This window comes from Ensifer sp. GW101-20A05 (assembly GCF_059424735.1).
Genome location: NZ_JBWKZT010000013.1, coordinates 174,394 through 188,529, shown reverse-complemented (window position 1 = coordinate 188,529; position 14,136 = coordinate 174,394). Strand labels below are relative to the sequence as shown.

Sequence of the window (14,136 nt, the reverse complement as noted above, 5' to 3'; positions counted from 1 at the left end):
CGCGCCGCCGGCCAAGGTCGCCGTAAAGGTCACCGATGTGCCGAGCACCGGATTGCTGTCGGAGGCCGATGCCGTGACCGTCGGGGCAACCTGCCCGACCGTAACGGTGATGGCGGCCGAGGTCGCAGCGGCGTTGTTGCCATCACCGGAATATTCAGCGGTGATGGAATGCACGTCGACGCTCAGCGCTGTGGTGCTGAAGGCGGCCGTGGTGCCGGACACGGTGCCGGTTCCAAGCGTCGTGGATCCGTTCTTGAAGGTGACGGTTCCCGTCGGCGACGCGCCGCCGGCCAAGGTCGCCGTAAAGGTCACCGATGTGCCGAGCACCGGATTGCTGTCGGAGGCCGATGCCGTGATCGTCGGAACCGATGTCTGGTAGGTAAAGCCACCATTGAACGTATCGGTTCCGTTCGGCGTAGTAAGGGCAACCACTACGGCTCCAGCGGCAAGAGCGGGCGTCGTCACCGCGACCTTACCGTCGTCGACGACGGTGAGGTTGCTCCCGGCAACGCCGCCGAAGGTAACCGCAGTCGTATCGGTGAAACCCGTACCGCTAATGGTGACCACCGTGCCGCCGGTCGTGCCCCCGGCATTCGGGGTGATGTTGGCGATCGACGGAGCAGGCGCTGCGTCGTCATTGAGGACAGTGCCCATACCCTGGTTGTCGACGACCGTCGCGCCGGCGACGTTTGTGACATTGACGAAGAATGTCTCGTCCGGCTCAAAGTCTGTATCACCCAGCGCAAGCACTGTGAACGTGGCGTCGGTCGCACCCTGGCTGACGTGACCGCTTGCGGAATTGGTTGTGTAGTCGCCAGTGGCGTTGGCCGTACCGTTTGCCGTCGCAATGTCGAAGGTCACACCACCGACACCGGCCGGTTTGTCCAGCGATATCGTGAAGGTGAAGCTCGTGGTGCCGGAATTGCCCTCGGACTGGCTTACGTCGTTGACCGACAATTGCGGCAGCGCACTCACCGTGATGGTGACCGTCGCGGCCGCGGACGTGCCCGCGATATTGGTGGCCGTGTAGGTGAAGCTGTCGGCGCCGGAATAGCCTAACGTCGGCGTGTAGGTGATTGTCGTGCCCGAAGCCGACGCGGTGCCGTGGGTCGGGGCCGACGCGACCGCCACGCTATCTGCGGCGCCGCCCGTGAGGGCGAGCGTGATTGCGTTGTTCGCCGAATTGGCATCGACCGTCGCGGACGCATTGCCGGCGACGGGCGCCTGCAGCCCCAATATGGTCGTCAGCGAATAGGCGGCCGAGCCGCTCGCGCCGTAGGCGTCTACTGCAGAGACGGTGAAGTTGACGGTGCCTGTCGTCGTCGGAGTGCCGGAAAGAGTGCCTGTTGCGGCATTGAAAGACATCCCCGTTGGGAGCGTGCCGGAGGTGATCGTGAGCCCATAGGTATAGGGCGCGGTGCCGAGCGATGCGGTCATTGACTGGCTATAGGCAACGTCGGTCGTGCCGCCAGGCAGCGCCCCCGCCGCTGGCGACAGGGCCAGTGTGGGTCGATTCACCGTGACGATGACCGTCGCGGGCGAAGAGGTGCCGGCTGAATTCGTGGCGGTGTAGGTGAAGCTGTCGGAGCCGGAGTAGCCTGTTATCGGCGTATAGGTAACGGTCGTGCCGGAGGCCGACGCCGTGCCGTGCGACGCCGCCGTGCCGATCGCCACCGACGTCGCCGTACCGCCGGAAAGGTTCAGCGTGATCGGGTTCGCTGACGAGTTCGCATTGACCGTCGCCGATACCGCGCCTGCAACCGGGACGATCTCGTTGACGTTCAGTGTGTACCCCCGCGAGCCCGAGAACGGCGCGCTAGGGCCAGTCGAGCTGTCGGTAGCGACAATCTGGAAGCTGTAGCTCCCCGCAACGGTCGGCGTTCCGGAAAGTACACCTCCGGACGAGAGGGTGAGACCAGCCGGTAATGTGCCGGATACAGAGAAGGTATAGGGGCTGGTGCCGCCGGAAGCCGTCAGCGTCTGGCTATAGGCCGTCCCAACGGTCCCCGCTGCCAGCGAGACGTTCGGCAAAACGATGGTCGGGGCCGATACGGTGATGGTAACCGTCGCTGGAGCCGATGTGCCACCCGCATTCGTCGCCGTATAGGTGAAGCTGTCGGGGCCGGCATAGCCTGGCGTTGGCGTATAGGTAATGGTAGTTCCCGAAGCCGTCGCCGTGCCGTGCGCAGCGGGCGCGCTGACCGCCACCGACGTCGCTGTTCCACCGGAAAGGTTCAACGTGATGGGGTTTGCCGACGAGTTGGCGCTGACTGTCGCCGAAACGGCACCGGCAATCGGAACGGCGGGGTTGACGGCAAAACTCTGCTGTACCTGCGGGGCGGCGTTGTAGGACGCATCGCCGGCCTGGTTGGCATTGATCGTGCAGGTCCCGGTCGTCACGAAGCTCAACACTCCTGCGCCATCAACGGTGCAAACGCCGGTGGTCGCGGAGGTAAAGACGGGGCTGAGCCCGGAACTGGCGCTCGCCGTCAGCGCCGGCGTCGTTCCGAAATTCTGCGGGCCCGGGTTGTTGAAGGTGATGGTCTGGTCGCTCTTTCCAGCGCACGTAACCGTCGCATGTACGGTTCCGCCAGCGGGCTCGCTCCAAGCGTAAACCACAAACTCAGTATCGTCAGCGGGTATTGTCAATGTAGCGTTTAGATTCAACTCCGCGCCGGGTGCAGCATATGCTTCAAATGAAGTGCCGTCAGACATATTAACGCCAGCGTTCTTGTAAATCGCGAAGCCTGCGCTGTTCGAATTCACAGTGCCAGATGAAGTAACCCTGTATGTGACTTTTTCGCCCGCGAGGACGCTAAGGTTAGCCTGCCACAACTCGCTTGTATTCGAGAGGGAAACGCCGCTCCCCCACGTTGCGTTGATCGCACTGCAACCAGCCGATTGCGCGTGCGCACTCTGGAAAAACGCCAGGCTGATCAAGAAGGCAGCAATGAAGGCGAACCAGGCCTTCCACGGCCGAAGGACTGCATTGGTGACGGCCCGGAGCACCCAAGCGGCGGCGGAAAGAGCCGACAGAAAGCGCTTAAGCACTTTCAGCCATGTGAACGCCATGCCTGCAAGAGCAAGCACAAGAACAACGATCAGCAATGTCATCGGTTCCCCGTCCGCCTTCCCCCGAAGGCCGTCCAAATCGCGCAAGCACCCGCAATCCATGCCCAGGTGCAGCAGAGCTTTCCTACAGTGAAGAACTTTCGCCCAGCTTGTGAGCCAGAAAATCGCAAGTTAAGCGTGCAGTATCATCCATAGATTGTTGTCATGGTTCGCGCCACACGTATGATGCGGTTTGCCAAATTTTTTTCTACGGAGCGTTGCAACAAAGCTGGCTCAGTCACTGGGAAGAATCGTCTGTCGTCGAGGTCGCGTCATACGGCGTCGCCTTGGTATCGGTTGAGAGAAATGTCCATCCCGGTCGCCATTCGATGGACCTCTGCCAGGACGGGTTCGAAGATCGCGTTGCGGCGCTCAAGCTCGGCGTGTTCGGCAAGATATGCCGGCACGAGTTCGGAAATTTCATCGAAGACGGCCTGTTCATCCACCGTGGTCAGGCGTCCGCCCTGCATGACGATTCGTCCGGCAACCATCACTGCTTCCACCGACGATCCGTTTTCCGAATAGACAAGGTGTTTGGCGACATCGTTGAGCGGCACGAAGGGATAATTTCGCATATCCAGGACAAGAAGATCGGCCGACTTGCCGACTTCCAGGGAACCGGTCACCTGTTCCAGCATCGCCGTCTTGGCGCCGCCGATGGTCGCCATGGTGAGGATCTCGTCCGCCCTGAGCCATTTCTCGTAGTCAGGACCGGCGGCACTATGAACGAGACCGGCGACGCGCATGACGTCGAAGATGCGAGACGTGTCGTTCGACGAAACGCCATCCGTGCCAAGGCCGATCGTCACACCGGCATCGAGCAGGCGGCGGATCGGCGCGATCCCGGCCCCAAGCTTCAGGTTGGAGACGGCGTTGTGGGCAACGGAGACGCCCGCCTCCCCCATCAGCTCGATGTCCTCGTCGCTGACCCACACCGAATGCGCGATGGTCGTGTTGCGTTTCAAAAGGCCGAGATCGTGCATATAGGCGATCAAGGACCTGCCGTGATGAACGAGCCCCGTCACCGCCTGCGTCTTGGTCTCGAGGACATGCGTGTGGAACGGCACATGCCTTTCAACTGCCAGCTCCATACAGGCCGCCATGAGATCGGGCGTGCAGCGCTGCGGCGCGGAAGGTGCGATCATGAACTGCAGGCGGCCCGACATCCCGTGCAGGCTGGAAAAGGCAGCGCGGCAATAGTCCGCATACGCTCCTGCCGACATCGGCGGACCAAAATCGAGAAGATCCTGCATCGCCGAGGGCATTATCTCGCGCACAAAAGGCAGCGCATCAAGCGTATGCACATTCATCGCCGCGCTGGAAATATTGGCGCGGATTCCGGCATCGTCGTAGGCGCGAAAGACGGTGGCAAGCCGGTCGAGATCGTGCCGGGGCGGGTCGAAAAAATCGTCGCAGAGCGTCGTGACGCCGTTGCGCAGCGATTCCATCGCCAGCAGCAGGCTGCGCAGGTACAGCAGGCGCTCGCCGATCGGGTCGTTCATCAACAGCGGATAGGCATAGAGCAGCCAGAGTTCGAGCGGCATGCGCTCATAGCGCCCCCGCAGGAATGTCTCACTGGAATGCGTATGGGCATTGACCAGTCCCGGCAGGACCAGCTTGCCGCGTGCCTCGATAATTTGGGCGTCGGGCCTGGCGGCAAGGCCCGACCCGATCGATCTGATCTCGGTGCCTTCGATCAGGATGTCAGCGGCAAATGGTGTTGCGCCGTGAGCGCGGTCCATCGCAACTATCGTCCCATTGCGGATGAGAATTTCGCTCATGACAAATGCCCCGGAAACCATTGAATGACCTGAGGATAGCGTCCGCCGCACATCATGATTACTGATCCCTGAGCTCGGCGAACGAGCTTGCGGTCTTCGCGCCGCCGCGAAGCTTTCCGGACAGCCAGACGCCGAAGACCGTCGCGAGATAGGGCAATGCCTGCAGGAGATCGTGCGGAATCCTGTCGCCGAACGTCAACTGCGCCCGGATGCCGATGGCGCCGACGATGGCAAAGAACAAGGCGGCGAAGGTGGCGCCCACGGGATGGGCCGCGCCAAAGATGACTGCAGCAAACGCCATGAAGCCGCGACCGGCCGTCATGCCCTGGGCAAAAAACTGTAGGCTGCCCGCCGCAAGTTCCGCGCCACCGATAGCGCACAGCATCCCACCGATCGAAAGCGCCACGAGCCGCATGCGCGAGGGGTTGGCGCCGACGCCGCGTGCAGCGAACGGATGCTCCCCACAGGCGGCTAGCCGGAGGCCGAAGCGCGTTCGCCGCAACAGCACCCACATGGCGAAGACGACGAACGGCATGGCGGCAACCAAGATCGACAGCACACCATAGGAACCAAAGGCCGGCCCCAATTTTGGAATGCCGAAGGGAGCCGTCACGGTTGCCTGGCTGCCGAAGATAGACTGGACCGCAAGCGCCGTACCGCCGATTCCGAGACCGGTCAGCCCGAGGCCGGCGATAATGGGATTGGCCTTCAACCTGTCGATGACGAACCAGAGAAGCACCGAGGCCAGCACGCAAGCGAGAATGGCGATGAGGATGGCCGCACCGACGGACTTTGTGAGCATAATGCCGAGAATTGTCGCGCAGGCGCCGATGATCATCAGGCCCTCGAGGCCGAGGTTCCAGACCCCTGCCCGCTGCGCGATAACGCCGGCGAGCGTGACATAGATCAGCGGCGTTCCGGAGCGCAGGATGGCGATGAAGATCTCATTCATGTCGAACGCCCTCCAAGGCGCAGCACCTTGTCGATGAAGGTAGAGCGCGCGGTTATGAACAGCGCGATCGCTGCATTGATGATGTCGATCGCCGCCGACGGCAGCCCCGCCATGATCGGCAGATAGAGTGCCGCCGAGGCCAGGCCGCCGAAGAAGATGGCCGCGACTGCCGTTCCGAGAACGGAGAGATTGGCGACAAGCGCGATCAGGATCGCTGTGAAGCCGTGCGCCGGCAGAAAACCCGAAGCGATGCGGCCGTTCGGCCCCATGAACTCGATGGTGCCGGCAAGGCCCGCAAGCGCCCCGGAAATGAGGAAACTGGAGAGGCCGAGCTTCCAGAGGCGCGCGCCCTGCCATTCCACCATCGTGCCATTGCGGCCGGCAAGGCTTGCCAGGATGCCAAAGGAAGTTCGGTTCACCAGCAGCCACATGAGGATGCCGACGACCACCGCGATTGCGATGATCGCCGGGGAGAGACCGAGAGAATCCGAGATGCGATAGGCCGCATCGAGCGGGCGGCTCGATGCCTGCTGACCGGAACCCGAGGGATCCTTCAGCGGCCCTGAGGTGACATAGACCAGCAGCAGGCCGGCCATGAAGTTGCCCATCAGCGTGGTGATGACCTCATCTGTGCCGGAGCGGAGCCGTAGCAATCCCGGCCACAGCGCCCAGAGAGCACCGCCGAGCATGCCGGCAAGAAGCAAGGTCGGGATAACCAGGAAGGCTGGTCCGCCCTTTACCGCTTCGGCGGCGAAGGCGGCGCAGATCGCGCCGACATAGAACTGCCCCTGGGCACCAATGTTGAAGAAGCCCGCCCGGAAGGAAATGCCGACGCCGACCGCCGTTATGAACAGCGGCAGCGCCCATCTGAGACTTTGCTCGATCGCGCCGCTTCGCAGGAATGCCCCATCGAGCACCGCCCAAAGCGTTACCGGAGCATTGTAACCGGCAAGCTGGAACACGAGCGCGCAGAGGATGAGCGCGAAGATCACAAAGATCAGACTGCGGACGACGGTGATGAGACTGTCTTTCATGCGCTTGCCCCTGCAACGGCACCGGTCATGGCGGCTCCCACCAACCCTATGTCGAAGGGTGCACGGAACTCGGCGTTCAGGCGTCCCGACAGCATCACTACGACGCGATCCGATATGTCGAAGAGCTCGTCGAGATCCGACGAGATCAGCAGTATGGCCGCGCCACGGTCGCGCGCCTGCCGGAGCGCCTGCCAAACGAAGGCGGTGGCCCCGATGTCGAGGCCGCGGGTCGGCTGGGCCGCGATAATCAGCTTCGCATCGGGATCGATCTCCCGGGCGAGGATCACCTTCTGCGCATTGCCGCCCGACAGGGACCCCGCCTTCTGCGCGGAATTGTGGTAGTGAACGCTCCAGGCCTTCAGCGACCGGTCGCAAGCCTCGCGGATCGAAGCCGGCCGAATGAGCTTGAGTAAACTGCCCTGCAGCAGTTCGCGTGCGCTCCAGTTCTGCCAGAGCGAACTCGTGAGGCTGAGACCTTCGACGTTGCGCTCGAAGGGAATGATCCTAAGACCGATCGCGCGACGGGCGGCGAGCGGTTCGCCAGTCACGTCATGGCCTGCAAGCTGGATCGATCCACTTGTCAGATCGGCGAGAGCGGAGATAGCCCGCACTAGCGTCTTCTGCCCGTTGCCCTCCACTCCAGCGATGCCGACGATCTCTCCCGGACGGATCTCCAGATCGACACCATCGAGAGCAATGCCTCCGCTGTCCGGCCGAGTAGAAGCGGCCTTCATCGAAAGGATGGCAGGGCCGGTCGCATGGGCCGGTTGATCTGAGTCCCCACGGATCGGTGACTTCGTTCCGACCAATGCATCGCGATCGTACCGATCGAGCGTCTTCGCGACGGCCTCACCGACGATGAGGTTGGCCAAACGCTCGCCCGAAACCTCAGCCACCGGAAGCGGCCCTTGGACCTTTTGGCCGCCCCGCAGCACCGTGACTGTGTCGGCGACGCCCAGCACCTCGCGGATCTTGTGCAGGATGAGGATAACTGTCACCCCACGTTCCCTAAGGCGGCGAACGCGCGCGAACAGCATGTCGATGCCCGCCGGAGACAGGACTGCGGTCGGCTCGTCAAGAATGAGGACGCGCGCATCCGTAACCAGGGCCCGCGCGATCTCTATGCCCTGCTGCGTTTCGATCGGCAGGTCCCGGATCCGCCGGTTCAAGTCGACCTGGACGTCGAGCCCTGCAAGATGCGCCCGCCATTTTTTAGCGAGCCCCTTGCGGCTATAGATGCCGCCCTTGCCCGTAGCGCCAAACTCCATGGTCTCGGCGACGGTGAAGGACGGTGGTAACGCAAAACTCTGGTGGACGAGCTCCACGCCCGCGGCCCGGCTTTCGCTGACCTGCCCCGTCCGGATGTCGTGTCCCATCACGTTGACGGCGCCGGAGGTCGGCTGGACGAGGCCGGCCGCCACGCGGGCAAAGGTGGTCTTGCCGGCCCCGTTCTGACCGACGACCGCATGGATCTGGCCGGGAGCGAACGAAGCTGAAACCTCCGACAACGCCGTCACGTCTCCGAATTTAACGGTGACGTTGCGGCACTCCAGAGCCGATTTCGGAGAATTGGACATGCTATGGTTCCCATCGAGAGTGGGAGGGTCGCGGCCGTCAACAGGGCTGGAAACGATCCGCGAACCCCAGTGACCTTCCCCAAGAGGGAAGGTCTGTGCCGACGTCCTTCGAAACTTCGGGCTGGCTCGGCGAGCCAGCGTCAGGAGATCAAAGGGTGGTGTTGAACGGAACCTTGATCGATCCATCCAGGATGCCGGCGCGAATCTTGGCGACCTCGACCAGCGCTTCCTTCGCCTTGGCGTTCAGATCCGCCGGCCCCTGTTCGGTGAAGACCGGCGAGAGAATGAAGTCGATGACGCCGGTGCCAAGCCCCGTATGCTCGTGCGCTCCGCCCTTCCATTCGGGCCCAACCGCCTTGCTGGCCTCGTTGTAGAGCGAGGCGCCGAAGTCCAGGCTGACGATCGATATCAGGGATTTCGGACCGAGCTCATACTGTCCGGGCGCGAGGCAGCTCACCATGCGCCCTTCCTTCTCGTTGGCCGCGGCAATGATGCCGCCGTCGGTGGCCGCCGCATCGGTCTGGATGTAGTCGATGCCGTCATTGTACATCTGGGTAGCGATTTCCTGACCCTTTGCAGGGTCCTGGAACGAGCCTGCAAAGGCGGCGATGACGGAGGCATCCGGTCGAATGGAATGCACGCCGGCCTTGAAGGCGTTGAAGTCTGCGTTGAGAGGCGGAATGGAAACGCCGCCGATGAAGCCGGTCTTGCCGGTCGACGACATCTTGGCCGCGAAAACTCCCGACAGATAGCAACCAAGATAGTAGTCGTAGGAAACGGTCACCACGTTCGGGATTGCCGGCTCGAAGGGGTCGGCGAAAAGCTGGATCCACTTGGTGTTGGGATAGGACGGCGCCAGCGCCTTGAAGGGCTCGGCCACTTCATTGAAGGTCGAGATGATGATCGCCGCGCCCGCATCGCCCAGCGTGCGGTAGACCGTCTCGTAGGTCGCCGGATCCTGCGCGTAGACAGCGCGGTATTCGAAGCCCTTTTCTTCCGAAAGCTGCTTGAGCTTGGCGATCATCTGGTCCACCGGACCATTGTCGCCTGCAGCTTGCGTGTGGACCAGCGCGACCAGCCCGCCGGACGCACGGGCGAATTCGGGCACGATGCTGGCTGCAAAGCCGAGCGCCGCGGCACCCGCGCTCGCCTGCAGGAATGTCCGGCGCTGCATCATGTGCTGTGTAATCTTCCCAGTCTTGTCTGTCATGATCGTTCCCTCTTTTATCTTGTTGTTTCTCATTCGCATTTGCCACGGCGCTGGCGGTACTGGCGCCAGTTGCCGCCTCAAAGCGGCGGCGAATAGGAGGCCGGGTTCATAATCATCACCTCCTGCTTCTGGATCGCGTCCAGCGCCCAGACTTCGGAAATGAACTTCTGCCAGTCCGGATCGGCATACATGGCCGCGCGGCGCGCTTCGCGGTCAGCGAGGCTGTCGTAGGCCCACATCAGCACAGTCGTGTGAAGCGTTCCCAGTTCCGAGGCATAGAGACCGACGAACTTGTTGAGATGGCGCTTCTGCACGGGAAGGCCGTCGGCCTCGTACTTCTTCATCCACTTGTCGACCGTGCCGGGCTTGAAGGTGTAGGTGCGGTGTTCCAGGATCATCAGATTGCTTCCTATGCGTTCAGGACGAATTCGGCGCATTTCTCGCCGATCATGATGGCTGGCGCGTTGGTGTTGCCACTTGAGATGACCGGCATGATCGAGGCGTCCGCGACACGCAGCCCTTCGATACCGCGCACCTTGAGTCGCGCATCCACCACAGCCATGGGGTCGTTGCCCATCTTGGCGGTTCCAACCGGGTGGAAGGTTGTCATGGCGGTCGCCCGCAACCAGCTCGTCAAAGCGGCATCGTCGAGCGCTTCCGGCCCCGGTGCCAGCTCCTTGCCGCGATAGCGGTCGAAAGCCTTCTGGCCGACAATGTCACGGGTCAGCCGGATGGCATCGATCATCGTGCGAACGTCGAAATCGTCACGGAGGTAGTTGGCCTGGATCTTCGGCTTGTCCGTCGCGTTCGCCGAGCGCAACGTGATCTCGCCGCGGCTCACCGGATTGACGGGGCCGACGCGGATCGTGAACCCGTGGTTGGCCTCTACGGCCTGCTTCTTCCGGAACGGATTGGGGAAGTGCAGGTTGGCCGTCTTTTCCAGCGCCGGCATGAAGTGCAGCTGTATGTCGGGCGCAACCAGGCCGTCGTTCGAGCGGATGAAGGCACCGGCTTCATAGGGGAAGGTCGTGGTGACGCCCTCACCGAACAGCATGCCCTGGGCAACGGCGGGAATAAGCTTGTCCGCCCGCAGCTCGCTGAAGAGCGTGATCGGCTCCCGGCATTCCCAGCTCATGACGCAGTCGACGTGGTCCTGGAGGTTCTTGCCGACGCCAGGCAGGTCCAACACCGGCTCGATGCCAAGCGCCCGGAGCTCGTCCGCGGGTCCGATTCCGGACAGAAGCAACGCCTTGGGCGAATTGACCACCCCTGAGGAGAGGATCACCTCCCGCCCCGCACGGGCGCGTCCCAGCACGCCGTCTTTAAAATACTCGACGCCGCACGCCCGGTCGCCTTCGATGATCAGGCGCGTGATCTCCGCCCCCGTCAGCACGGTGAGGTTCTTGCGGCCGAGTGCCGGACGCAGGAACGCCCATGATGTGGACCAGCGCTTTCCCTTGCGGATGGTGAAGTCGTAGCGGCCAAAGCCTTCTTGCGTCTCTCCGTTGAAGTCATCGTTGGCCGGATAGCCGGCCTGGATGCCCGCCTCGCAGAACACGTCCATCAGCGGATTGTTGCCACGGGCTCGGCAGACGGTGAGTTCCCCGTCGCCACTGTGGAAGGCATCCTTCCGCTGAACATGCGTTTCGGAACGTCGGAATGCCGGCAGCACTTCCTCATAGGACCAGCCGGGCAATCCGAGCTGCGACCAGCGATCGTAGTCGTGGCGATTGCCGCGCACGTAGATCATGCCGTTGATAGTGGAGGTCCCGCCCAGCACTTTGCCGCGCGGCCAATAGAGCGAGCGGCCATTGAGATAAGGCTCGGGCTCGGTGTGATAATGCCAGTTGTAGATGCCCGAATGGAACAGCTTGCCCATCAGCATCGGCAGCCGGAACAGCGGGTTGCGATCCTTGCCGCCAGCCTCGATCAAAAGCACGCGGTTTGCCGGGTTCTTCGACAGACGGTTCGCAAGGACACAACCGGCCGAGCCCGCGCCAACGACGATGAAATCATATTCCGGGTTACGCGCCATGGTTCACCACGCGATGGGCCGGCCGCCCATCGCCTCCAAATAAGAATTGCAGAGAAGGAACGGATTTTCTCGGCCGAGCACCTTGTCGGCAAACGCGGGATGCTCGCGCTGGACATAGGCGACATGGTCCGTGCGCCCCTCGGCAACGCCGGCTTCCGAAAAAATGTCAGCCGCAGCCGCGCCGAAGCCGAGGAAAACGACCGGCTTGCCTCGCGCCACAAGCATTTCGACCACGCGCAGCATCAACGGCCGCCAGAAGGACAGATGCCCGCGCGACTGGTGTGGATCGATATCGACACGGAAGCGAGAGAGCGTCAGCGAGGCATTGAGCAGGAGAACACCCTCCCCGACCCAACGGTCGGCGATCAGGCTCGGGGGCTCGAACGAACCCGCCGGGTCGCACAGCAGATGCCGCACATCGGGCCAGTGGTCGAAATCGCGCGCCAGACTTTCGTCACCAAGGCGTGCGGCCGCAATCAGCTGCATGTAGGCGCGAATGCTCTTCGAGAACATCTTGTCCAGCTCACCCCAGGCGGCGAGATTGCCGGCCTCGAAAGCGCGCCCCGTCGCAAAACCCGGTTCGGGATAAGGATCCTGCCCAAGAACCAGGCAGCGAACGCCATCGGGCGCAATTCCGTCGAACGCCGCCAGGGCATGCGCGCCCCTTGGCTGACCGGGAAAAACCTTGCCGCGGCGCGCCGGGAAGATCGGCTCCCACGGCTCCAGTTCGAGGTCCGCATCGATACGGGCGAAATCGTCGCCGACGGGGCCGAGCGCATCGCGCCATGCATTCGGAAGGTCGCCCTCCCAGCCTGCAAACGTCTCCGCCATTGCCTCCTTCAAGCGCATCGGCATTACGGCTCTCCTTCCGTTCATTGAGGATGAGACTAGACAAAAGCTGACCAAAGTGTCAACTTTCAAAAGCAAAAAAATGACGACTCGGTCAACTTTTCTTGACTACATCGTCAACTTATGGCGAAGGGCGATACGCTTGCATTTCGCTGGAAAACGCGGCAATTGCAAAGGCAATCTCGCCACCACGCATGATTGCCTGGTAGGAAGCGACGGCGAGATGGAGGCGAAACCATATGGCAAGGGCAGTACGAGATCCCGAAGAGCGCATCCGCGAACGTAACGTGCGGCTGATCATCAAGGCGGGGATCGAGATATTTGCCCGCAAGGGCTTCGATGGCACGCGCATCGCCGAGATTGCCGAGGCTTCGGGCCTGCCCAAGGCAAACGTCTACTACTACTTCTCGTCCAAGGAGGAGATCTACACCGCCATCATCGCGCATCTGCTCGCCAGTTGGGACGATGCACTGAAATACATTTCGCCGGAGCGCGAACCGGCGGAGGCGTTCAGGCTCTACATCAAGGCGAAGCTGGAATACACGCGCAAGAACATGGCCGAGTCCCGGCTCTTCGCCAGCGAAATCATTCAAGGCGCCCGCTTCCTGACCAAGAAGGATCGCGAACACATCCGTCAGGTAACGGATACTCATGTCGCGGTCATCGAGGGCTGGATCGCCGCTGGCAAGATGCTGCCGGTCGATCCACGTCATCTCTTCATCATGCTCTGGGCGTCGACCCAGTTTTACTCGGACTTCGAACCCGTCGCCGTCGACGCGCTCAAAAAGCCCCGTTTGAAAGCCGATGACTACGAAAAGGCGGCGGCCACGATCACCGAGACGATCCTGAGAGGTATCCTCCGGCAGCCCTAAGCCCGGCGAGCGAACAAAGGCGCTTGCGCACGATCCTGGGCTGTACGGCCGGGTGATCAAGCTCGTTTCAGGTTGGCGCTTACCGCAAAACTTCGCCACGCGGCGACATCAAACAAGATCGAAGAAGCACCGGACGTTGCCTTTTTGGCAATCGACGTTGCGAATATCTGTGCTTCTTCGGCAAGGGAAACTCTGGATAATTGGCCGTGCAAGCAACTCTTCAGAGACCAGCAAGATGGCCTATGTCATTACCGAACCCTGCATCGACGTGAAGGATGGCGACTGCACCGCCGCCTGCCCTGTCGACTGCATCTACGAGGGTGGCCGTACCTTCTACATCCACCCCGATGAATGCATAAATTGCGGGCTCTGTCTTTCGATCTGCCCCGTCGATGCCATCGTCTGGGATCACGAGATCGCCGACAACCAGCGCCATTTCATCGCTGTGAACAAGGAGTTCTTCGGAGCCGACGTCACCGGAATGGGCTCACCGGGCGGGTGGAGCAAGGAGTGCTCGACGGTGCAGGACCATCCCTTCGTTGCCGCCTTCGAGAAAGCGGTAACCGTCGCATAAGCAGACCTGATCCACAGGAGCAAGACAGGGCAGCTGCACAGACGCAGGTCGACGGTTGCCCAGAGAAACGAAACTTGAGGCCGGTAGAAAGCCGTCCCATCTCGGCCCTCGCCGCACGTATCCCGAGATGTTTTTGCGGCG

General features: G+C 62.1%; 11 protein-coding genes. 2 read left to right on the top strand and 9 right to left on the bottom strand.

Annotated elements, in window-relative coordinates:
• From AC070A_RS26760 to AC070A_RS26720, 9 genes are all read right to left on the bottom strand, one after another.
• Positions 1-2,619 (bottom strand): beta strand repeat-containing protein (locus AC070A_RS26760; protein WP_494773603.1); only part of this gene is annotated, 2,619 nt, incomplete at its 3' end.
• 764 nt (positions 2,620-3,383) lie between these two features.
• Positions 3,384-4,892, bottom strand: coding sequence for an amidohydrolase family protein (locus tag AC070A_RS26755; RefSeq protein WP_113737764.1), 1,509 nt, complete (start codon positions 4,890-4,892; stop codon positions 3,384-3,386).
• 58 nt (positions 4,893-4,950) lie between these two features.
• Positions 4,951-5,844, bottom strand: coding sequence for an ABC transporter permease (locus AC070A_RS26750; protein ID WP_112946861.1), 894 nt, complete (start codon positions 5,842-5,844; stop codon positions 4,951-4,953).
• The gene (locus tag AC070A_RS26745) at positions 5,841-6,878 is read right to left on the bottom strand and encodes an ABC transporter permease (RefSeq protein WP_492383976.1); all 1,038 of its coding nucleotides are present in this window, start codon (positions 6,876-6,878) and stop codon (positions 5,841-5,843) included. The genes AC070A_RS26750 and AC070A_RS26745 overlap by 4 nt, the downstream gene beginning before the upstream one ends.
• Positions 6,875-8,455 carry an ABC transporter ATP-binding protein gene (locus tag AC070A_RS26740; protein WP_492383977.1) on the bottom strand — a complete coding sequence of 527 codons (1,581 nt, stop codon included), beginning with the start codon at positions 8,453-8,455 and terminating at the stop codon, positions 6,875-6,877. The genes AC070A_RS26745 and AC070A_RS26740 overlap by 4 nt, the downstream gene beginning before the upstream one ends.
• A gap of 148 nt (positions 8,456-8,603) precedes the next feature.
• A complete protein-coding gene (locus tag AC070A_RS26735; RefSeq protein ID WP_492384405.1) occupies positions 8,604-9,629 on the bottom strand; it encodes a BMP family ABC transporter substrate-binding protein in 1,026 nt (341 codons plus the stop codon).
• Between the two features lie 113 nt (positions 9,630-9,742).
• The gene (locus AC070A_RS26730; protein ID WP_057251125.1) at positions 9,743-10,063 is read right to left on the bottom strand and encodes an NIPSNAP family protein; all 321 of its coding nucleotides are present in this window, start codon (positions 10,061-10,063) and stop codon (positions 9,743-9,745) included.
• Positions 10,064-10,074: 11 nt separating this feature from the next.
• Complete coding sequence (locus AC070A_RS26725) at positions 10,075-11,700, bottom strand: GMC family oxidoreductase (RefSeq protein WP_057251124.1); 1,626 nt, start codon at positions 11,698-11,700, stop codon at positions 10,075-10,077.
• Positions 11,701-11,703: 3 nt separating this feature from the next.
• Positions 11,704-12,531, bottom strand: a complete 828-nt coding sequence (locus AC070A_RS26720; protein ID WP_057251183.1) for a uracil-DNA glycosylase family protein — start codon at positions 12,529-12,531, stop codon at positions 11,704-11,706.
• A gap of 257 nt (positions 12,532-12,788) precedes the next feature.
• Here AC070A_RS26720 and AC070A_RS26715 point away from each other — a divergent pair, with 257 nt between their 5' ends.
• On the top strand, positions 12,789-13,421 hold the full coding sequence (locus AC070A_RS26715; protein WP_057251123.1) for a TetR family transcriptional regulator C-terminal domain-containing protein: 633 nt from the start codon (positions 12,789-12,791) through the stop codon (positions 13,419-13,421).
• A 235-nt stretch (positions 13,422-13,656) separates the two neighbouring features.
• A complete protein-coding gene (gene fdxA, locus AC070A_RS26710; protein WP_057251122.1) occupies positions 13,657-13,995 on the top strand; it encodes a ferredoxin in 339 nt (112 codons plus the stop codon).
• Positions 13,996-14,136: the final 141 nt, after the last annotated feature.

Excerpts from the sequence above, each read along its gene's own strand:
- AC070A_RS26750 (WP_112946861.1), bottom strand. The coding sequence starts at position 5,844 with ATGAATGAGATCTTCATCGCCATCCTGCGCTCCGGAACGCCGCTGATC.
- AC070A_RS26725 (WP_057251124.1), bottom strand. The coding sequence starts at position 11,700 with ATGGCGCGTAACCCGGAATATGATTTCATCGTCGTTGGCGCGGGCTCG.
- AC070A_RS26745 (WP_492383976.1), bottom strand. The coding sequence starts at position 6,878 with ATGAAAGACAGTCTCATCACCGTCGTCCGCAGTCTGATCTTTGTGATC.
- AC070A_RS26720 (WP_057251183.1), bottom strand. The coding sequence starts at position 12,531 with ATGGCGGAGACGTTTGCAGGCTGGGAGGGCGACCTTCCGAATGCATGG.
- AC070A_RS26740 (WP_492383977.1), bottom strand. The coding sequence starts at position 8,455 with ATGTCCAATTCTCCGAAATCGGCTCTGGAGTGCCGCAACGTCACCGTT.
- fdxA (WP_057251122.1), top strand. The coding sequence starts at position 13,657 with ATGGCCTATGTCATTACCGAACCCTGCATCGACGTGAAGGATGGCGAC.
- AC070A_RS26735 (WP_492384405.1), bottom strand. The coding sequence starts at position 9,629 with ATGCAGCGCCGGACATTCCTGCAGGCGAGCGCGGGTGCCGCGGCGCTC.
- AC070A_RS26755 (WP_113737764.1), bottom strand. The coding sequence starts at position 4,892 with ATGAGCGAAATTCTCATCCGCAATGGGACGATAGTTGCGATGGACCGC.
- AC070A_RS26730 (WP_057251125.1), bottom strand. The coding sequence starts at position 10,063 with ATGATCCTGGAACACCGCACCTACACCTTCAAGCCCGGCACGGTCGAC.
- AC070A_RS26715 (WP_057251123.1), top strand. The coding sequence starts at position 12,789 with ATGGCAAGGGCAGTACGAGATCCCGAAGAGCGCATCCGCGAACGTAAC.